The following is an 18,273-nucleotide window of genomic DNA, read 5'->3' on the forward strand; positions in this document are numbered from 1 at the left end:
TAACGGAGCCGGAATTTAATGCTCATACGGTCATATTTACCTGAAATCTCCTGGTATAATTTGGAAACTCAGTTTCCAAATTGTAAAGGGCGTTTTCGCGGTTTCAATGTACTTTCCCACCTTTGACATTGCTTCCCGTATTACTTGATCGCGGGCGGTGCCTTTCGAAATCTCTTTAAGCTGGGTAGCCACCAAGATCCAGAAAAGTTCTTCGGTCACCCTGCAGGGCTGGCCAGCTTTGTTTATTACGTTTTCCCCGGCGTACAATGGCGTGACGTAATAAGATTTGTATATAGCGGCCTCCGAAGGTACAGTGTCAGATTCCCGCTGACCTTCCATAAAAAGGAAATAGGCTTCAAGCGATCCGTGAAGCTTAATTTCGTCGGCAATTTTCGAAACGATTGATCCCATGTAATTGCATTATTATAACACTGAAGATACGATAAACGCTACTACTTTTCAAGAAATCGCCAGCCTTTATTCCTTTTGCTGAACTGTCTCCAATCTGAAACCACATTTTTTTTGTAACTTCTTATTTTTTGTATTGTGCGCTCTTATTCAGATAGTTAGAAGTTAATTTCTCGATTTCATTTTCTTATCTGAGATAAGAAAATTTGTATCTGGCAGTTTCAGAGCACTGAGAAGGATACAAACCGTTTTTACTTTTTGTAACTTTTTATCTTTCGGATAAGAAATCTATTTCATTTTATATCTCTCAATTTCAACACTTTAAGATATAATAATCAATAAAGATAATAAGTTACAAAAATAATGGAGTTTTATAGGAAGGGGGTTTGGGGGATCTCCGACAACTCCCCCCTGGCAAAAAAAATGGCAACCTTTTCGGGTTGCCTGGTTAGCGGTCTTTGCATTTTTTTAAGAGTATGCCTTTCAAGTACTCGGCTTTGCTAATTCATCAATTTCAAGCTTGACGTGGTGCCAAACGACGCTTTAATAAACCCATTAGGACTGGCTCATTGCGAGTATTTAGTGATTACCGGGCACTTTGGTTTGTTTTTACAATCAACCTTCTTATAAAAACTATGAAAGAACATACATTGATCGAACAATACCTTTTTGTTGAAGAACATAGGTTTTTCTTTCACAATATCGAACCTACAATCATCGGAAGAATTTATAAGGTCATTAAAGGAGCGAACGCACAGTACACGTGGGAATTGAGTCACTATTGCCGGTTGGAACATGAAATGTCCAACTATCACCCATCTGCCCCGTTTGGAGAAACTTTGGAAGAGACAAGGCACAAGCTGATGAAATATGTTGCAAGATTTGAAGACGCCGTTGACTGGACCGCATCTGAGTAACCAATTAAACTCTATTTCATTTGTTGGCCGCTGCAATGTTGTGGCGGCTATATCTATTGTTTTCAAGGGCCAGAATAAAGATCGTAGGGACATAGGTTCGACTCGTTTTGATTGTCATACTTCGTTGCTGTTTAAGTGATTAGATTCTCCCTGTGAAAGCATAATCGCTTCGGTTAGGTTGGTAATTACGTTGAAGGTTATTGCGACTACGGCCACGATCGCGCCGAAGGATACCACCCCGGCCACCCATAGAAGGGCGCACAGAAGGCGAAAGGGTTTGCTAATTATTTTCATTGAAGCTTACTGTTTGGAGTTGTTACGCAAGAAGTGATTCCCTGATATCGACCAGTTCGCGGGCGAACTTCATTCGCCCGTCGATGATCAGTCCTTGTATCTCGCTGTAAGGCCTGCGAGTGAGTTCGAGCGTATCCAGGATGATTAGGTCGATGTCGCCAACCTCACTTCCACGCGGTCCGGATTGGAACCAGCGGCGATAAACCAGCAGTGTTCTTCCCTTAGCATCTATCCACAGGGATTGCTCTTTCAAGAAGTCCAGGTCATTATTCTGCTTTGCCATGCTGTTTTTGGTTAAGAGTTAAAAAGGCATTACGTCATCACCGGATGCCGGCGGATCAAAATTCAGGTCAGGCGCAATGCTTGGCAGTTTTACAATCGCTGGCGCTTCTTCGCCGGTCACAAGCTTTGTCCGGAAGAAAATGGCTTCTTTCTTTTCGCCAGAAAAGTCCCGAATTATACGCCCCTGGCTATTTTGAAACTCAGCTGGATTAAGCTCATAGCCATGATAGGTCGCATACTTTTTAAGCCAATCCGTGAACTTCTGTGTACTCAAATCGCGGATTTTTTCGCTACTCATGTAAGCGTCTTTCGCGTGATCCTTGCAAATAAGCTTATCAAGGTTTCCACTCTCAGCACCGAAATACACTTCCGCCCACTCGAAAAAACGGTTACCCATCGAGCTGAGCAGGTTCCTTTTCTGGATGTTATTCATCGGCGGTTTGATCTTGTCCGCGCAGCCCAGGTAGAAGTGCAGGCACTGAGCGAGGAAATTGAACATCTGGTTCCAATCATCGTGATTGAAGTCGTAAAACATCCGCTTGCCCCCAAAATCATCTTTTGGCTCCCTTGTTTCATTGTAGGCGCCGTTATTCTCGTGGTAGTAATCCGAGAAGCTAGTGACCAGTTTCCGGCGCTGCGTAGACTCTGAGAAGTCGCGGTCGCCGAAGTTGCTGTCAAACCAAAATTTTGGGCTTTCGTCGAAGCTAATCGAATACGACTGCGTTTGCTTTGGGTTTGGGTTCATATCTCCGGTAATGTCACCGTAGAAGAAGCCGAAGTCGAGAAACTCGTAACAGTCATCGATGATCATCAAATCAGTGTGACGGGTCACCTTGTCGTAGATATGCGGGTTTTTGGTCAGCAGCGGGTTTCTTCCGGAAAAGGAAACATTGTACTTCCAGATCCATTTCAAGATCTTTCCGCTTAGGGACTTTCCGGATCCACCATTGGATTTCGCATCGTCGCCCATGGACTCAGATAGCTTGTTATCCATGGCCCACACGCACCAGGCGCGCGCCGGATCTTTGTAGCGGTGCAGCATGTACCCGATCGTGTAGATCCGGTTGATCAAGTGCAGCTTCTGTTCTTTCTTCTCAGCTCCGGTCAACAACGGCCCCGCAATATTAAAGCGGTTATGCTCCTGATATTTGTCCTGGTCATCCAGGCTTCTTTTGGCAAAAAAGCTTTCGATTTCCTGATCAATCAGGCCATGGGCAATAGTGTATTCCTCGCGCTTCTTAGCCGTGCCATGTGTATCCCAAAGCCTTTGCCTTTCTTCGAATTCCTTGCGCCAGTATACCCGGGCAGTGTTAATCAAAAACCGGAAGATCATCGAATCTGAATTCAGGATCTGGATATCATATTCACCATCGACCTTCTCGATTTTGAACATCGGATCCAGTTTTTTGATACGCGGCTGGCTGTTATCCTTTGTCGGATAGGTGATTACTTTATCATCCCAAACATACTTTGCCGTATTGATCCCTTTTGACTCCTCGATCCCGTCAGCTGTTATCTTAAAGGTGCAGTTCGGGAAAAACATAAACTGGTAATCTGGACCGTAGCTTTTAAAGTCCAGGTCTAAAATTGGCAAGTTGGCCAGGTTGGAAATGCTCAGCTGATTGGTGCTGAACATCGAGTTTAAAAGGTCCTGTGTAACACTATCGTCATACTGCCAGCGCTCCTGGAGGAAGCTGTGCAGGTACCCTTTGATTTCTTGCGGATCTATTTTGCGGACCACATTGCCGGTCACCTGGACATAGAAAAACCCTTCCTTGTCCCGCTCGCTCCGGAACCGAGCAAATCCGGATCTGAAAAGAAAGTTGTAGGCCTGCACGTGGTTAAACTTATATTGGATCAGCGGCCGGCCGAACTTCATTTTCTTCTTCCCGTTGTCATCATAGGAAAACTCCTGGTCCCAAAACCGGTATGGCAAAGCGGTGCCTAATAGCCGGTCAAAATCCTTTTTATTGTGCGTTTTCAGGTAGTCGCGAAGATCTTTGCTCGTGGCTTTCCCATCCTTGTCCTGGCGGTAGATCTTCTCAGGAAGCCAGACTGTCAGCAATGAAAGGTATTTGAGTGCCAGGGCGTGGCCAGTAGCTTTTCCAGTCTTGTCGATATCCGGAACATTATACACCTTGTCGGCGATTTTAAGGATCGCTGACATATCTTCCCCGTTCAGGCTTTCAGATTCCGAGTTCATCCAGATCACGCGATATCCAAGTGCTGCACAATTGATCCCATCGGATCCTCCAGAGCAGCAAATGATTTCTGAAAGCTTTATGTGTTGCAGCTGATCGGCTGCTTTGTCCGCCTGCTCCTTTGTCGGGGCAAATTCTTCACTTCCTTCCTGTTCAGCTGCATCCTTATTGTACTGCTCCCGTCTGAGATCTTTTACAAAAGCCTGGTGCTGCACCAGACCATGAATGAAGTGAGCTGGTTTCTTGCCAACATACCGGAAGCGCTTATCATGCGCAGCTTTCGGCCGGTAGATCTTGCCGAATGTTTCTTCCTCAAAGTAAAAAATTGGAAACTCCTCTGTGCTGTACGTAGTCAGGTGTTTGCCCTGGTAGACGTTGGTGTAATTATCCAGGCTTTTTAGGTGATACAAGGCAAAGAGTTGCTGCGCTTTTTCCTTCCTGGTTTCATCGGTATTGCCCAGGTTAAACCAGGCATTGTCCGTCAGGATCGTCCGAATCTCAGCAATGGTAAATTCCTTTGGTGTGGTTGTGGTAGCGCCTTCCTGCTCGTCAGGTTTCGCCGTCCGCTCTTCATATCGTGGCTTTGGCACGAATGCCTGGAAATCGTCCTGGTAGTTGTAAAATTCACATACAGCACGCAGGGCCGGCCCGTATTCCACGCCTAATTCGAGCATGGCGATCATAATGGCGTTTCGCCATTTTTGATCATATCCGAAGTCGGTTACTCCCCATTCGTTATTAATCTTTTTGAGGCTGGCACTGGCTGTTTTTTCTTCCCGCGTTTTGAATTTACGGGTAGTATTCTGGAAGCTTTGAGCAGCATCCGGATACCATGAAAGGATATAGCGTTCGCCGCCATCTTCCTGTAATAATCGGTCAATATCAATCTTAGCCATTTGGGGTTATTGTTTCCCCGGACACTGCTCGCTCTCTTTGCCGGCAATGCCGGCGCGAGAAGCTTACTTACTACCCTCTATAAAAAAGCGAGCAGGGTCCAGGTATGTTATGAATTTTTAGAGAAGAGCATTTGAATTCTTGTGGCCATTTGATAGATCCCGACTGTCTCACCAGTGTCAGGCTTATCAGCGAGCACGGCGCAGTAATCAGTATTGTATTGCCGTAGCAGCTTCTTTTCATCCTGTGTGAGATAAACAGGGATTAATGCGCCCCCTGGCTTCATATAGCGTGCATTATCCACCTTTTCCCTGAGCGACTTGTGCAGTGCAGTGGCTGGGCCTGGCTTGATCTCAGCTGAACGGATGATCGCCCACATTAAAAGCAGGTGAATCATATTTACACGGACGGCATACTTAGATTCTTCCATGGGATTTCTCAAGTTTGAAAAAGTTGATATCGGGATCTGCCTGCACGGCCGGGATCCCGTAAGGGTAGGTAAACAGGTTGGCCATAACCTTGTCCTGAATGGCCACTGATATATCTGCGTACCTGAGTATTTCATTGAAAAGCATTGTGGCCACCTTCGCGTCGCCAGTGCCGCGCCACGACTCAAATGTCAGCTGCTCTATCCTGTCGATCTCGTTTTTCCAGGCAATAAGGGTTTCTGTGTCCTGGGGAAGGTTATCAGCCTCCCAGGCAGCAATAATTTCTAGCAAGTTCATTTGAAAGGGTAGTTAAATGGTGATTAAATGATGGAATGCCAATCGGCTTTGGTGATGGTATGAGCGCATTGAACGCAGTCGTGCATGTATATACGCGGGTTGGCTAGCACTATCCGCGCACTCTGGATCTTTCCGCACTTTGGGCACTTGATATGATCTACCTCGGTTTGAAATTGATCGTAGTCCAAAGTTGTTTCAGTCTGCTTCATTTTTCCTTTTTTTGACAGGGTTCCCATGTTCGTCGATGATAATTGCATGCTTTAATTCGTATAAGGTCCAGGCTCCTACTGCCAGTAAAAAGTTCAGGTAGACTATTGCAAAAATTTCAATAGGACTCACGGCGTCTCCGGGTTAACGTGTAACTGATCAGCGCGACAAATAGCACAATACCGCTAGCGGTAGCATAGGGATCCGGATGTTTGACGCCATGCTCAACAGCGTGGGCGATTGTTCCGGCAAGTGATTCAGAAGAGAAGTACATCAGGTTATTGATTAAAGTTAAAAATGCTTTTTGATGATCGTTTGGCCGGTTTTCTCTAAAACTGACCTGGCCAATATGACCAATTCAGCCGGCGTCCTGGTTAGCAGATATTTGTCCGGATCCTTTACCTGTTTCGAAAGAGCTGGCCAATTTTCCTTAATCGTCACCATCAGCTCACTAATTGTCATTTGCTCCATTTCGATCTATAATTTGGCTGTACTTTTTACTCGTTTGGGTTTTCTTCGAAGGCTCTCCAAACTGTTTTTAATTGACTCCTCGCGCAGCTGTTCAATCAAAACCTCTGGCGTTTGAACCTCTGACGTTTGAACCTCTTGTTTAGCTTCCTGCCGCTCGATGATAATTTTCATGTCAGATACGAGTTGATTAAGGCCATCAATTCCAGCTAATCCACGTTTAGCATTTCTCCAGATGTTGGCAGCTTCTTCCGTTTTCTGCCATTCACTAAGATTTCTTAGATGTTCCCGCCACTCACGTCCCGGCATTTTCTTCTCTAATACAGAGAATTCACCTTTCAAACGGGCTTTGATTCCGTTGACCAAAATTGACCGCGTTTTAGCCATGTATTTGTTAGATTTGCTGCGTAATACTTACCAAGTATCTAATGACATTGTAAATGTATGTCAGAAGACATACTTACAGCAAGTCTTTTGATATATTTATTTTCATTGGCTCGTATAAAAATATGTCAAAAGCTATAAATCAAGAAGTTACGGCTGAGAAGGCTGCGAGATTTGCTCAACTAAGAAAGGAGCTAAATCTAAATCAAGGGCAGTTCGCAGCCCGGATTGGTAGCAGCCAGGGCAACGTCAATAAGTATGAGAGCGGCAAGCGACCGATTGGCCCTAATGTAGAATACAGAATTTTACATGAACTCAATGTAAATCCGGACTGGTGGCAAACCGGCAAAGGCCCAGTACTCAACGAAAACAGCAATGCAAAAAATTTAAAACAAGCTGATTCAGAGACGGTTCAATATGCCACATTGAGCTACATCAGCACGAAGGCAAGAGCTAGCTTTGTAGAACTTGGCCACATAAACGAGGAGCAAGAAACCTATCAGATTTTGAAGTCATCACCTGAAGAAAATTACGTAAATCAAGTAATCATAGAAATCGAAGGTGACAGCATGGAGCCATACTTGTGGAACGGCTGCAAAGTCAGATGTAAAGAGGTAATGGCGGGCGATTGGATGTATCTAAATAGCGGAGTGTACGCGGTCGTATATGGCAATTTTTTCGTAGTTAAACGTGTGAAGAACAGCCCGGAAGATGGAAAAATCGTCTTGCATTCTGACAACAATCAGACTGGCGGAAGCATAGAAGTACCGCTGTCGAATGTTAGAAAAATATGGCGCGTTTTGCGAATCGTTGACGCCCCACTGCGCTAAATTTTAACAGAGCCAATTCAAAGACAATCCACGTCCATTTTAAGCCTATAAGGCTAATTGTGGTAAATCTCCATGTCACTGAAAATCAACCTATGTGTTAAAATGCCAGAAAGTTCGACTCTCCTTCTGGTCACAGTCGATAAAGTGCGTTTGAGCAATCAAACGCACTTTTTTTGTTTTCCGGCGGGTAAATTCTTTGTTTAAACAGCTTATTGCTAGTTACTTGCTTTTAAGCAGTTATTTTAATCAAGGATCGAATAACCTAACTCAACCCTGAAATCATTGAAATTCAAGCGCTACTCCTTTTCGTTTCTCTTTATTCAAATTCTTGCAGGTCTTGTTTTTCCCGGAACGGACGTCTTTGGGCAATGCAGGGAAAAGATCAGTGAGGCCAACCGTAAGATCGTGCATTACCACGATATCAAGCTGAGTAACAAAGGAGAATACATCACATTGACGCGCTGCGGAAAAGAGCGGCTCTTTTCATACAATAATGAAAGCCTCGATATGGTGTACCACGTGGGCATGTTTACCGAAGTCCGGGTGTTTTCGTCAGGGGGAAACTTCTCGCTTTATACAGCCAAATCCGAGCGCGCACCCTGGCAGCCCATCATGACGCTCTCCACGCCTATTACCGAGAAGGAGTTGCAAAAGATGAATGGTACTGCCAGGATTGAAGTGCTTCTTCCCGAAGAAAAGCGCGTGTTCGTTTTCAGCGAGGCCAGCAATAAGCTACTTCAAAAAGCTCTCGCCTGCATGAACTGAGCAGCAATTTAAATGTAAAACAGCTCTTTGTTCAGCAATGCAATAATAGATTCGAAATCTGCGCGATTGGCTGCAAAATCCATTTCATTCACATCTATTTCCAGGATTTTACCGTGGTCGTAATTCTTGGCAAAATCTTCATAGTAGCGGTTGAGGCTCGACAGATACTCCGTTGATATATCGGCTTCAAAAGCACGCCCGCGCTTTTTAATCTGAGAAACAAGTTTGGGAATGTCGGCTTTCAGGTAAATCAGCAGATCTGGCTGCGATACTGTATTGATAATGGATTTGAACAGCAGCTGGTAAGTCTGGTAATCCCGCTCTGCCATCACACCCGATTCATACAGATTCCGCGCAAAGATGTAAGCATCTTCATAAATGGTCCGGTCCTGAACAATGGTAGAATAAGTAGTCGCCCTGATCTGCTGCACTTGTGCAAACCGGCTGTTCAGAAAAAAGATCTGCAAATTGAAAGCCCAGCGCGGCATATCGTTGTAAAAATCCGCGAGATAAGGATTGCCTTCCACCGCCTCGTACATCACGTCCCACTTATAATATTCGCCCAGCAGTTGGGTGAGCGTCGTTTTTCCTGCGCCTATATTACCAATGATCGCGATGTGCATACGTTTGTTTTTAGATTTTCTATTTGGGTGCTTTTTGCAAAAATATGTATTTCGAAATGAGTTAGAACTGCACCTGCGTGATTTTCGTTGAAGTTGTGTTATTTGTATATTTGCGATCGATTTTGACGAAAAAAGCCATTTCGCGAGGTACTTTTCCTCTCTTGTTAAAACCAAATCAGTTGTAATGAAGCCGTTCAGGGTTATTTTATATTATTGCTACTCTCCGATTGCTGACACCGAAACTTACCGGGACGAGCACCACGTGTTTTGTGTTGAACATAACTTGTTGGGGCGAATCATCATTGCGCCGGAAGGTTTAAATGGAACTGTGTCAGGTACACCGGATGATTGCGAAGCATATATGAATTATGTGCGTTCCGACGTGCGTTTCAGCCATGTTCAGTTCAAAGTGGAGGAGCACGATAAGATCGCATTTCAGAAATTGCACGTGCGTGTTAAAGACGAGATTGTCAATTCTGACCTCCCCGTAAATCCACTTGAACGAACCGGAAAACACCTTGAACCGGCCGAATTCAAGAAGCTGATCAACGATCCTGATGTGGTACTTGTAGATATGCGTTCGGATTATGAGCACGAGGTCGGCAAGTTTAAGGGAGCGATCACATTTGATATGCATACGCTGCGCGAACTGCCGGAGCACATTCACGAAATAGAGCATTTGAAAGACAAGAAGATCGTCACCTATTGCACCGGCGGGATCAAATGCGAAAAAGCGAGTGCATACCTGTTAGATCAGGGCTTTAAAGATGTTTATCAGCTTCACGGCGGCATTATTCGGTACGGACTGGAAGAAGGCGGCGAAAATTTCGATGGTAAATGCTACGTTTTCGATAACCGGATTACAGTTGACGTTAACAGCGTAAATCCGACTGTCATTTCCAAGTGCTATATCTGCAACGAACCTTGTGACCGGATGATCAACTGTGCGAATGCGGAATGTAACACGCACGTACCCGTTTGTATCAAGTGCGGCGAAGAAATGGAGGGCGCGTGCTCACCTGAGTGCAAGGCGCACCCGGGCAAGCGGATTTATGATGGAACAGGTTACTACGTCAGCCAAAGCAACCACTACCATCCATTGCAGGGTTTGAAAAGCCAGAAAAAGAACCTGAAAAAAATGAAGCTGGCAGCGCAGCAAACGCAGTCTGCCTGAATCAGTCCAGCCGCTTTTCGAGTATATAATCATTCATCCAGTACGGACCGATCGCGATATCCTGTTCTTCGATCACCTGATAGCCTTGCTTTTCGTAAAAGGCTTTTGCTTTGTTGTACCTGTTGACATTCAGGAGCATGACATGGCCACCAGCCTCCTTGACATACTGTTCCGCTTCACCTAAAAGGAATTTGCCCGCACCGGTACCCTGCGTCGAAGGAAGTACATATAATTTATGTAATTTGAACGTTCCGGGTTTCTCTTCGGAGACAGATGCGAAGCCGGCTGGGTCATTTTCTTTCATCAAAATCAGAAAAGACTGCCCGTCCTCCATTTGGGATTTCAATGCATCAAAAGAATATATTTTACTAAACATATAGTCAATCTGATCCTTGCTAAGGATTTCACCATAAGTAGGTTCCCAGGTTTGCTCCTGTATTGAAATGATCGCCGGTATATCTGCCGCGGTCGCGTGCTTTATTGAGAATGCGGGCATAATGATTAAATTTGAGCTTAAAAACTGCAAATAAATAGTTATAAACCTAAAAACCAGTAATACTTCATCGCAGCAGCCGGAGTGTGTTTCCGCAGCCTTTCCGATAAGTAGAAATATATGAAACCCCTCATTTTAGTTACAAATGACGACGGCATAACATCCAAAGGAATCCGTACGCTGGTAGAAATCATGCAGGAGCTGGGTGAAGTGGTGGTTGTAGCCCCCAATAGCCCGCAGTCGGGAATGGGGCATGCGATCACGATCGGCGAGCCACTCCGCCTTTACGCTACCCACATTTTTGATAATGTGACGGAATATGAATGCTCGGGTACACCTGCGGATTGTGTCAAAATTGCGAAACACCATATTCTGCTGGACAGAAAGCCTGATCTGGTCGTGAGCGGGATCAATCACGGAAGCAATAATTCGATCAATGTGCTTTACTCCGGTACCATGTCGGCGGCAATAGAGGCAGCGATTGAAGGCATTCCGGCCATTGGATTTTCATTATGCGATTTCCGCGAGGATGCTGATTTCAGTCACAGCGTACCTTTTATTAAATCGATCACCGAAGAAGCACTCAAAAACGGGATACCAACTGGTATTGCATTGAATGTAAACATTCCTGCGAAAAGTGATCTGCCGATCAGAGGTATGAAAGTGTGCCGGCAGGCACTCGCAAAATGGCAGGAGAAATTTGATTACCGTGTAGATCCAAATGGCAGAGGCTATTTCTGGATGGCAGGCGAGTTCGTCAATTTTGACACGGAAAAAGAAGATACGGATGTGTGGGCACTTGAAAATAATTATATCTCGGTTGTCCCTTGTCAATATGATCTGACAGGTTATGAAGCGCTAAATCAGCTTTCGACCTGGGATCTCCACTAAACTATCAGCTATGGCATTAGTAGGTCGCTTATTAAAACGAGGTATACATTTTAGCAACATCGTCGCGAACAGGCGCAAGGCAAGTCTTCATCAGCAACAAAAAAAGACACTGGCCAGGCTGCTCGCAAAAGCCAGGTACACTGAGTTCGGCGAGAAATACAACTTCGACGAGCTGCTTTCCTCCATTCTTTTCAACGAAAAAGGGGCATTTTACGAGCTATATAAACACTCTGTCCCCGTCCACGATTACAATAAAATCTTTAACGAATGGTGGCATAAGTCACTTGCAGGTGAAAAGGATGTTTGCTGGCCGGGACAGATTAAATATTTTGCATTAAGCTCAGGAACGTCGGAAGCTTCCACAAAGCACATTCCGGTGACCAAAGCGATGTCGCGGGCAATGCAAAAAACGAGTATTCGCCAGATTTTGTCGCTCGGAAATTACAAGGACCTTCCTGACGATCTGTACGAAAAAGGTTTTCTGATGCTGGGCGGAAGTACTAATCTTAACGGTCAGGACAAGCATTTTGAGGGCGATCTGAGTGGTATTCAGGCTAAGCAGATTCCGTACTGGTTCCGCCCCTATTACAAGCCAGGCGAGAAAATCGCTGCTCAGAAAGACTGGGGCTTGAAGCTGGAAGAGATCACGAAACAGGCACACGAATGGGATATTGGTTTCGTTGTGGGTGTTCCGGCCTGGATCCAGCTTTTAATGGAAAAAATTATTGACCATTATAAAGTTAAAACTATTCACGATATATGGCCGAACCTGCGCGTATTTGGTCACGGCGGGGTTTCTTTTGAACCTTATCGCAAAGGATTTGAGAAGCTGCTCGCCAAGCCGCTGATTTACATTAATACTTACCTCGCTTCCGAAGGATTTATCGCTTACCAGACCCGCCCCGGCGCACAGGGAATGGAGCTGGTGTGTGATAACGGGCTCTTTTTTGAGTTTATCCCATTTAACCAGGAAAATTTCGACTCTGAGGGAACGTTGCTCGCCAACCCGAAAACGCTGATGATCGATCAGGTAGAAGAAGGGACGGAATATGCATTGCTGCTGTCAACCTGCGCCGGCGCGTGGCGGTATCTTATCGGGGATACGGTGAAATTCATTGATAAAGCCAAAGGTGAAATTGTAATTACCGGCCGCACGAAACACTACCTCAGCCTCTGCGGAGAGCATTTGTCGGTAGATAATATGAATAAAGCAATCGATTTGGTGTCTGACGAAATGGGCATTACTGTCAAGGAATTTACAGTAAGTGGCGTGGAGCACGGTTCGATGTTTGCCCATCAATGGTACATTGGTGTGGAGGAAAAGGATGTAGATACCGATGTTTTGAAAAAGAAGCTGGATGCGAAGCTGTCGGAGCTGAACGACGATTACGCTGTTGAGCGCCGGCATGCACTGCAGGAAGTATTTGTAACCGTACTACCCAATCAGGTGTTTTACGATTGGATGAAATCAAAAGGTAAAATGGGCGGACAACACAAATTTCCACGCGTATTTAAAAACTTCCTGATTGAAGAATGGAAGGCTTTCCTGAAAACGCAGGGATACGAAATGAAATAGCTATTTGATAAAGTTGGTATAAGCGATTTGACAGGCGATCAGGATGAAAACTGCGCCTGTCACTTTGTTAAATACAGTTACCACTTTGGGTGTAAAAAGGCGCTTCAACCGCTGTGCAGAGAATGCAATCCCGCATTCAACCAAAAACACTGCAATCACACTCGCTCCGAAAAAGAGCATTACCTGGTTCAGATCGTAATGCAGGTTGGTGCGGATATAGGAAGCAATGGTAACCCAGCTGATGAAGTTCACCGGGTTCAACCCATTTAACAAAAATCCTGTCGTAAAATAGTAAACGAGACTGCCCAGGCTAGTCTGCGGATAGGCAATCTTCGGCTGGCCTTTGATCAGATTACCAAGCCCGAGTATGAGTAGGAACACCACGCCCGCACCTGCCATGTATTGCTTGAAATTGGGAATATCAGGGAGCAATGCAGTACCGAAGATCGCGAAGAAAACAAAGATGATATCGCACACAAAAACGCCGAATGCGATTTTGACACCAGCGCCAAATCCATTATCAACGCTATTCTGAACAAGTGAAAAGAAAACGGTACCGAAAGTAAGACACAAGGCAATGCCGGTAAGCGTACCGTAAAGCAGGGATTCCAGCATATCAGATTCCTTTCAGCCGGGCTGTCATCAGAATGGCGCAGACTGACATCGAATCCGTGATTTCAGATCGCATGACCATTTCAACAGCTTCTGTAAGCGGCACGATTTTGACCTGCAAATCCTCGGTATCCTCTGGCTCTGCTTCCTGCTGGGAAAGTTCTTCTGCTATGTATAAAAATGCTTCTTCGTTCGTGGCCGAATTAGAAGTATGAACCCGCGCCAGCTTGGTCCATTTGTTCGCTACCAAACCAGTTTCTTCCTTCAATTCCCGTTGGGCCGCTGCAAGTACATCGGTACCGAGCAAACCACCGCCTTCGGGAATTTCCCAGGAATATTCATCGATTGCATAACGGAATTGACCTACCAGGTAAATGTTACCATTTTCATCAATGGGGATAATGCCAATCGCCTGATTCTTAAATTTCACGAGCCCGTAAATGCCTTTGTTGCCCGACGGATTGATCACGTCGCGGTGGCTGAGTTCAAGCCAGGCATTTTCATAGACAGTTTGTGACGAAAGTGTTTTCCAGTTATTTTCTGTGGACATAACCCGCTTTTTCTTAGTATTTTTAACCTCGGAATTTTAGCTCCCAGATGCAAATAAACCAAAATAAGCTCAAACAACGTCTCATTCTGCTGTCTTTTATAGCCAGTATCCTGCTGACGGGGTTGAAGTTTTTTGCCTACTATATTACTTCTTCCAATGCTATTTTAAGTGATGCCCTCGAATCGATCATCAATGTGATTGCGAGTGGTTTTGCCTTTTACAGTATCTACCTTTCAGCCCAGCCGAAAGACCGGAACCACCCTTACGGACACGGGAAAATCGAGTTTTTTTCAGCTGGCTTTGAAGGTGCATTGATCATGATCGCTTCGCTCTTCATCATAATAGAAGCAGTAAAACGATTAATGGAGCCTGCGCCGATCCAGAACCTGCTGCAAGGGTCGGGTTTTATTATTTTCACCATTTTTGTCAATACCATTATTGGCTACAAACTGCTTCGCGAGGGAAAAAAGGCCAACTCACTCGCACTGATCGCAGATGGCAGGCATTTAATGTCCGACAGTATCAGTAGTCTTGTCCTGATTGTGAGCGTCGGCCTCATCATACTTACAGGTCAGGTGTGGATTGACAGCGCGGCCTCTCTCCTGTTCGGCGTGTTCCTGGCTTACAATGGCTTCCATCTCGTGAGCAAATCGGTGGCTGGATTGATGGATGCGAGCGACGAAACGCTTCTGGAAAAAGTAGTCCAAACTTTACGGGACAACAAGAAGCAGGACTGGATTGACGTTCATAACTTGCGCGTGCAGCAGTACGGATCAGATTTGCACATCGACTGCCACCTGACGCTCCCCTATTATTGGGAACTTCAGAAAGTGCACGAAACAATTCATAACTTTGAAAACACACTTAAAAACAGTCACAGCGGCGAAACCGAAATTTTTGTGCACGCAGATCCCTGCCTGTTTCAATGCTGCTATTTTTGCAGGATCGACAATTGTCCGGTACGCCAGCACGATTTCATTCAGGACATTGAATGGGACGCGGCCAAGCTCGTGAAGAATGAAAAGCTTTACACAGAAGCGAAGATCAATATACAAGAATAACTTTTAATCTAAATTCCAACCAAAATGTACGTTTCGCGACGCGATTTCCTAAAACAGGCCGGAGCCACTGCGCTTGCTGCCACCGCCTTTACTGATCTTTTCGCAGCTGAGCCAGCTAAAAAGCTCTGGTTTGACATTTCCCTGGCTGAATGGTCGCTGCACAAAGCACTGTTTGCCAAAAAACTGACCAACCTTGAATTCCCTGAACTTGCAAAAAAAGAGTTTGGTATATCCATTGTTGAGTATGTAAACCAGTTCTTCAAGGACAAAGCTGAGGATAAAACGTACCTGAATGATCTGATCAAAAGACAAAAAGACAATGGCGTGAAGGCTCACCTGATCATGATTGATGGTGAAGGCGGACTGGGTGAACTGGACGCAGCTGTGCGTAACAAAGCGGTTGAAAACCATTACAAATGGGTTGAAGCGGCCAAATACCTGGGTTGCAAAACCATTCGTGTGAATGCATTCGGGAAAGGATCCAATGATGAAATCGCGAAGGCTGCGGTTGAAGGTTTGGGTAAACTGGGTGAGTTCGCTGCCAAAACAGGCATTAACGTAATCGTAGAAAACCACGGCGGTTCTTCTTCAAACGGACAGTGGCTGTCGGGTGTGATGAAGCAGGTTAACCTCAAAAATGTAGGTACACTACCTGATTTCGGCAATTTCTGTATCAAACGTTCATCAACCGGCTGCGAAGAGTCTTACGACAGGTACCAGGGAACAAAAGAACTGATGCCCTACGCAAAAGGAGTAAGTGCAAAAACCTACGATTTCGACGAAAAAGGAAACTGCATTGAAACAGACTACACAAAAATCCTCAAAATCGTAAAAGAAGCAGGCTTCAAAGGTATCGCAGGTATTGAATATGAAGGAAGCAAGCTTTCGGAGTACGACGGTATCAAAGCGACTAAGGCGTTGTTGGAGAGAGTTGGACCGATGGTTTAACCCCAACCCTCAACCCCCTGGGAGGGGGCTATTTTGGAGCGGGTACCGTTTGGTAAGATGACAACGATGGGCATTTTGCAGCTGGCAAAATGCCCATCGTTTTTTACACTTGCGACACAAAACCCCCTTCCAGGGGCAGGGGGTAATCTCAGCAGGGTCACATTTGGAGAGAATTGGGCCGATGGTTTGACTCCACCCCAACCCCCTAGAAGGGGGCAGGGGGTAATCCCCAGCAGGGTCACATTTGGAGAGAATTGAGCCGATGGTTTGACCTTACCCCCAACCCCCTGGGAGGGGGCTTTTTTTAAGATGGCTACTTTGGAAGATATGAAAAAAATTAGGGCCATTTTGCAAACTACAAAATGGCCCTAATTTTTCAATCAAGAAACAAACCCCCTCCCAGGGGGCAGGGGGTAAAGCTCACATCCCCAAATAACTTAAAAACTCCTTCCTGGTCACCTCATTCTCGAACTTACCGCCATAATACGCAGTCACAGTAGAACTTTCTGAGTCGCGGATGCCGCGGGATTGTACGCACATGTGCTGGGCGTCGATTACTACGGCTACGTCTTCGGTCTGTAAAGCTTGTTTCAGTTCGTTGGCGATTTGCACGGTGAGCCGCTCTTGTACCTGCGGGCGTTTGGCGTAGTATTCTACAATGCGGTTGAGCTTTGATAAGCCGATTACCTTGCCACTGGAAATATACGCCACGTGCGCTTTTCCGTAAATGGGTACAAAGTGGTGCTCGCAGTTGGAGAACACCGAGATATCTTTTTCGACCAGCATCTGGTCGTACTTGTATTTATTGTCAAATAGCGTGACCGCTGGCTTGTTCTTCGGATCGAGACCGCTGAAAACTTCTTTTACAAACATCTTAGCGACTCGCTTGGGAGTTCCATTGAGGCTGTCGTCAGTAAGGTCCAGGCCCATTATTTCCATGATGTGCCTGAAATGCTTCTCGATCAACTCGATCTTCGTTTCATCCTCCATAGCAAAAGCATCCTTCCGAAGAGGCGTTTCGATGGAGTTAAACACATGATCGTCACCGATTTCTTCCAGGTCCAAAATTTCAGATGGCGGGATATTCGACAAAGTTCCGTTCGGTTTCATATAATCTAATTTTCAGGTCAAGCCCTGAATCAATTTTAGGTCTTAAAATGGAATAAATAACGATCGCTATGTTCTCTGCGGAAGGATTGAGGGATTGGAATTCGGGTACGTCAAGATTCAGGTTTTTGTGGTCAAATCGATCAATCACAAACTCTTTCAAAATAGCGCTGAGCACTTTCATGTCCATTACATAACCGGTTTCAGGATCCACCGGCCCGGTAACCTGCACGATCAGCTCATAGTTATGCCCATGAAAATTAGGATTGTTGCATTTGTCGAATACTGCTGCGTTCTTCTCCTCTGACCACGCGGGGTTATGAAGACGATGAGCCGCATTGAAATGTTCCTTCCGGAACACAGCCACCTTTTGCACCATATTGTCAATTACTTAAATAATGAATCCTTAAATGTCGTAACAAAGTATGTGTCCAACACATTTAAGGCCTGAGCCTGCGTGAAATGCTCTTTGGAGTCACTTGCTTTGGGTAAACGCCATACATTTCCAAAATGTTCACGCCAATGCAAAATCCTGTGCAGCTTCGTGGAATTATTTAATTCGTAAAAAAAAATAAAAAACTACTTATTCATGTAAATTGCGCCCAAACGCAGAATAAAGAAGAGCCTGAATAGCGATTATTCAGTATTGTATATAAATAGTTAAACTTTTGCCCCCCTACCCCCCGGACATCCAATTAACCACCATTTAAATGAGCAAAAAAAATAGTTACCTGATTCCTCTGTTTATTATAGGTATCATCTTCTTCATCATGGGTTTCGTGACCTGGGTCAACGGAACACTGATCAGTTTCTTCAAAAAGGCATTTTCGCTGGATAATACCAGTTCCTACCTGGTTACATTC

At 45.2% G+C, this 18,273-nt stretch carries 21 protein-coding genes; 8 read left to right on the forward strand and 13 right to left on the reverse strand.

Features of this window, described 5'->3' with window-relative positions:
• Positions 1–36: 36 nt before the first annotated feature.
• Positions 37–411: a hypothetical protein gene (locus tag ACTIE6_RS26535; RefSeq protein WP_439559504.1), complete on the reverse strand. Its 375-nt coding sequence runs from the start codon at positions 409–411 to the stop codon at positions 37–39.
• Between the two features lie 632 nt (positions 412–1,043).
• Between ACTIE6_RS26535 and ACTIE6_RS26540 the strand changes: the two genes are divergently transcribed.
• Positions 1,044–1,325, forward strand: a complete 282-nt coding sequence (locus ACTIE6_RS26540) for a hypothetical protein (protein WP_439559505.1) — start codon at positions 1,044–1,046, stop codon at positions 1,323–1,325.
• A 114-nt stretch (positions 1,326–1,439) separates the two neighbouring features.
• Here the strand turns inward: ACTIE6_RS26540 and ACTIE6_RS26545 are convergent, their stop codons facing one another.
• The 6 genes from ACTIE6_RS26545 to ACTIE6_RS26570 form a co-directional block, all read right to left on the reverse strand.
• Positions 1,440–1,619: a hypothetical protein gene (locus tag ACTIE6_RS26545; protein ID WP_439559506.1), complete on the reverse strand. Its 180-nt coding sequence runs from the start codon at positions 1,617–1,619 to the stop codon at positions 1,440–1,442.
• A gap of 22 nt (positions 1,620–1,641) precedes the next feature.
• The gene (locus tag ACTIE6_RS26550) at positions 1,642–1,902 is read right to left on the reverse strand and encodes a hypothetical protein (RefSeq protein ID WP_439559507.1); all 261 of its coding nucleotides are present in this window, start codon (positions 1,900–1,902) and stop codon (positions 1,642–1,644) included.
• Positions 1,903–1,920: 18 nt separating this feature from the next.
• Entirely contained in the window at positions 1,921–4,998 is a 3,078-nt protein-coding gene (locus tag ACTIE6_RS26555) for a hypothetical protein (RefSeq protein ID WP_439559508.1), read from the reverse strand.
• Between the two features lie 107 nt (positions 4,999–5,105).
• Positions 5,106–5,426, reverse strand: a complete 321-nt coding sequence (locus tag ACTIE6_RS26560; protein ID WP_439559509.1) for a hypothetical protein — start codon at positions 5,424–5,426, stop codon at positions 5,106–5,108.
• Positions 5,413–5,721 (reverse strand): hypothetical protein, encoded by a 309-nt coding sequence (locus ACTIE6_RS26565; protein ID WP_439559510.1) that lies wholly within the window; start codon positions 5,719–5,721, stop codon positions 5,413–5,415. The genes ACTIE6_RS26560 and ACTIE6_RS26565 overlap by 14 nt, the downstream gene beginning before the upstream one ends.
• A gap of 684 nt (positions 5,722–6,405) precedes the next feature.
• Positions 6,406–6,783: a hypothetical protein gene (locus ACTIE6_RS26570; protein ID WP_439559511.1), complete on the reverse strand. Its 378-nt coding sequence runs from the start codon at positions 6,781–6,783 to the stop codon at positions 6,406–6,408.
• Between the two features lie 122 nt (positions 6,784–6,905).
• Between ACTIE6_RS26570 and ACTIE6_RS26575 the strand changes: the two genes are divergently transcribed.
• Both ACTIE6_RS26575 and ACTIE6_RS26580 read left to right on the forward strand, forming a co-directional pair.
• A complete protein-coding gene (locus tag ACTIE6_RS26575) occupies positions 6,906–7,610 on the forward strand; it encodes an XRE family transcriptional regulator (protein WP_439559512.1) in 705 nt (234 codons plus the stop codon).
• Positions 7,611–7,892: 282 nt separating this feature from the next.
• Entirely contained in the window at positions 7,893–8,375 is a 483-nt protein-coding gene (locus ACTIE6_RS26580; RefSeq protein ID WP_439559513.1) for a hypothetical protein, read from the forward strand.
• 8 nt (positions 8,376–8,383) lie between these two features.
• On the opposite strand, the gene ACTIE6_RS26585 is transcribed toward ACTIE6_RS26580, so the two are convergent.
• Entirely contained in the window at positions 8,384–8,998 is a 615-nt protein-coding gene (locus tag ACTIE6_RS26585; protein ID WP_439559514.1) for a deoxynucleoside kinase, read from the reverse strand.
• 184 nt (positions 8,999–9,182) lie between these two features.
• Here ACTIE6_RS26585 and trhO point away from each other — a divergent pair, with 184 nt between their 5' ends.
• Positions 9,183–10,172 (forward strand): oxygen-dependent tRNA uridine(34) hydroxylase TrhO, encoded by a 990-nt coding sequence (gene trhO / locus ACTIE6_RS26590; RefSeq protein WP_439559515.1) that lies wholly within the window; start codon positions 9,183–9,185, stop codon positions 10,170–10,172.
• A 1-nt stretch (position 10,173) separates the two neighbouring features.
• Here trhO and ACTIE6_RS26595 read toward each other — a convergent pair whose 3' ends face one another.
• A complete protein-coding gene (locus ACTIE6_RS26595; RefSeq protein ID WP_439559516.1) occupies positions 10,174–10,668 on the reverse strand; it encodes a GNAT family N-acetyltransferase in 495 nt (164 codons plus the stop codon).
• A gap of 117 nt (positions 10,669–10,785) precedes the next feature.
• On the opposite strand from ACTIE6_RS26595, the gene surE reads away from it, so the two are divergent.
• Together surE and ACTIE6_RS26605 are read left to right on the forward strand one after the other, a co-directional pair.
• The gene (gene surE, locus ACTIE6_RS26600; protein ID WP_439559517.1) at positions 10,786–11,556 is read left to right on the forward strand and encodes a 5'/3'-nucleotidase SurE; all 771 of its coding nucleotides are present in this window, start codon (positions 10,786–10,788) and stop codon (positions 11,554–11,556) included.
• A gap of 10 nt (positions 11,557–11,566) precedes the next feature.
• Positions 11,567–13,132, forward strand: a complete 1,566-nt coding sequence (locus ACTIE6_RS26605; protein ID WP_439559518.1) for a GH3 family domain-containing protein — start codon at positions 11,567–11,569, stop codon at positions 13,130–13,132.
• Here the strand turns inward: ACTIE6_RS26605 and ACTIE6_RS26610 are convergent, their stop codons facing one another.
• Positions 13,133–13,747 (reverse strand): LysE family translocator, encoded by a 615-nt coding sequence (locus ACTIE6_RS26610; protein WP_439559519.1) that lies wholly within the window; start codon positions 13,745–13,747, stop codon positions 13,133–13,135. It abuts the gene before it with no gap.
• A 1-nt stretch (position 13,748) separates the two neighbouring features.
• A complete protein-coding gene (locus ACTIE6_RS26615; protein ID WP_439559520.1) occupies positions 13,749–14,294 on the reverse strand; it encodes an NUDIX domain-containing protein in 546 nt (181 codons plus the stop codon).
• A gap of 47 nt (positions 14,295–14,341) precedes the next feature.
• Between ACTIE6_RS26615 and ACTIE6_RS26620 the strand changes: the two genes are divergently transcribed.
• Complete coding sequence (locus tag ACTIE6_RS26620; RefSeq protein ID WP_439559521.1) at positions 14,342–15,355, forward strand: cation diffusion facilitator family transporter; 1,014 nt, start codon at positions 14,342–14,344, stop codon at positions 15,353–15,355.
• Between the two features lie 24 nt (positions 15,356–15,379).
• Entirely contained in the window at positions 15,380–16,303 is a 924-nt protein-coding gene (locus ACTIE6_RS26625; protein WP_439559522.1) for a sugar phosphate isomerase/epimerase family protein, read from the forward strand.
• Positions 16,304–16,723: 420 nt separating this feature from the next.
• On the opposite strand, the gene folE is transcribed toward ACTIE6_RS26625, so the two are convergent.
• Complete coding sequence (gene folE, locus ACTIE6_RS26630; RefSeq protein ID WP_439559523.1) at positions 16,724–17,413, reverse strand: GTP cyclohydrolase I FolE; 690 nt, start codon at positions 17,411–17,413, stop codon at positions 16,724–16,726.
• The gene (locus ACTIE6_RS26635; RefSeq protein ID WP_439559524.1) at positions 17,373–17,789 is read right to left on the reverse strand and encodes a 6-pyruvoyl trahydropterin synthase family protein; all 417 of its coding nucleotides are present in this window, start codon (positions 17,787–17,789) and stop codon (positions 17,373–17,375) included. The genes folE and ACTIE6_RS26635 overlap by 41 nt, the downstream gene beginning before the upstream one ends.
• Positions 17,790–18,273 lie beyond the last annotated feature (484 nt).

It is taken from the genome of Dyadobacter sp., assembly GCF_051859145.1.
In the GTDB taxonomy this organism is placed as follows: domain Bacteria; phylum Bacteroidota; class Bacteroidia; order Cytophagales; family Spirosomataceae; genus Dyadobacter.

What these genes read in the sequence shown, in the direction of transcription:
- surE (WP_439559517.1), top strand. Translation starts at nt 10,786, where the DNA reads ATGAAACCCCTCATTTTAGTTACAAATGACGACGGCATAACATCCAAA.
- ACTIE6_RS26545 (WP_439559506.1), bottom strand. Translation starts at nt 1,619, where the DNA reads ATGAAAATAATTAGCAAACCCTTTCGCCTTCTGTGCGCCCTTCTATGG.
- ACTIE6_RS26540 (WP_439559505.1), top strand. Translation starts at nt 1,044, where the DNA reads ATGAAAGAACATACATTGATCGAACAATACCTTTTTGTTGAAGAACAT.
- ACTIE6_RS26605 (WP_439559518.1), top strand. Translation starts at nt 11,567, where the DNA reads ATGGCATTAGTAGGTCGCTTATTAAAACGAGGTATACATTTTAGCAAC.
- ACTIE6_RS26575 (WP_439559512.1), top strand. Translation starts at nt 6,906, where the DNA reads ATGTCAAAAGCTATAAATCAAGAAGTTACGGCTGAGAAGGCTGCGAGA.
- ACTIE6_RS26550 (WP_439559507.1), bottom strand. Translation starts at nt 1,902, where the DNA reads ATGGCAAAGCAGAATAATGACCTGGACTTCTTGAAAGAGCAATCCCTG.
- ACTIE6_RS26625 (WP_439559522.1), top strand. Translation starts at nt 15,380, where the DNA reads ATGTACGTTTCGCGACGCGATTTCCTAAAACAGGCCGGAGCCACTGCG.
- ACTIE6_RS26565 (WP_439559510.1), bottom strand. Translation starts at nt 5,721, where the DNA reads ATGAACTTGCTAGAAATTATTGCTGCCTGGGAGGCTGATAACCTTCCC.
- ACTIE6_RS26595 (WP_439559516.1), bottom strand. Translation starts at nt 10,668, where the DNA reads ATGCCCGCATTCTCAATAAAGCACGCGACCGCGGCAGATATACCGGCG.
- ACTIE6_RS26615 (WP_439559520.1), bottom strand. Translation starts at nt 14,294, where the DNA reads ATGTCCACAGAAAATAACTGGAAAACACTTTCGTCACAAACTGTCTAT.
- ACTIE6_RS26570 (WP_439559511.1), bottom strand. Translation starts at nt 6,783, where the DNA reads ATGGCTAAAACGCGGTCAATTTTGGTCAACGGAATCAAAGCCCGTTTG.
- ACTIE6_RS26585 (WP_439559514.1), bottom strand. Translation starts at nt 8,998, where the DNA reads ATGCACATCGCGATCATTGGTAATATAGGCGCAGGAAAAACGACGCTC.
- ACTIE6_RS26620 (WP_439559521.1), top strand. Translation starts at nt 14,342, where the DNA reads ATGCAAATAAACCAAAATAAGCTCAAACAACGTCTCATTCTGCTGTCT.
- folE (WP_439559523.1), bottom strand. Translation starts at nt 17,413, where the DNA reads ATGAAACCGAACGGAACTTTGTCGAATATCCCGCCATCTGAAATTTTG.
- trhO (WP_439559515.1), top strand. Translation starts at nt 9,183, where the DNA reads ATGAAGCCGTTCAGGGTTATTTTATATTATTGCTACTCTCCGATTGCT.
- ACTIE6_RS26635 (WP_439559524.1), bottom strand. Translation starts at nt 17,789, where the DNA reads ATGGTGCAAAAGGTGGCTGTGTTCCGGAAGGAACATTTCAATGCGGCT.
- ACTIE6_RS26535 (WP_439559504.1), bottom strand. Translation starts at nt 411, where the DNA reads ATGGGATCAATCGTTTCGAAAATTGCCGACGAAATTAAGCTTCACGGA.
- ACTIE6_RS26555 (WP_439559508.1), bottom strand. Translation starts at nt 4,998, where the DNA reads ATGGCTAAGATTGATATTGACCGATTATTACAGGAAGATGGCGGCGAA.
- ACTIE6_RS26560 (WP_439559509.1), bottom strand. Translation starts at nt 5,426, where the DNA reads ATGGAAGAATCTAAGTATGCCGTCCGTGTAAATATGATTCACCTGCTT.
- ACTIE6_RS26610 (WP_439559519.1), bottom strand. Translation starts at nt 13,747, where the DNA reads ATGCTGGAATCCCTGCTTTACGGTACGCTTACCGGCATTGCCTTGTGT.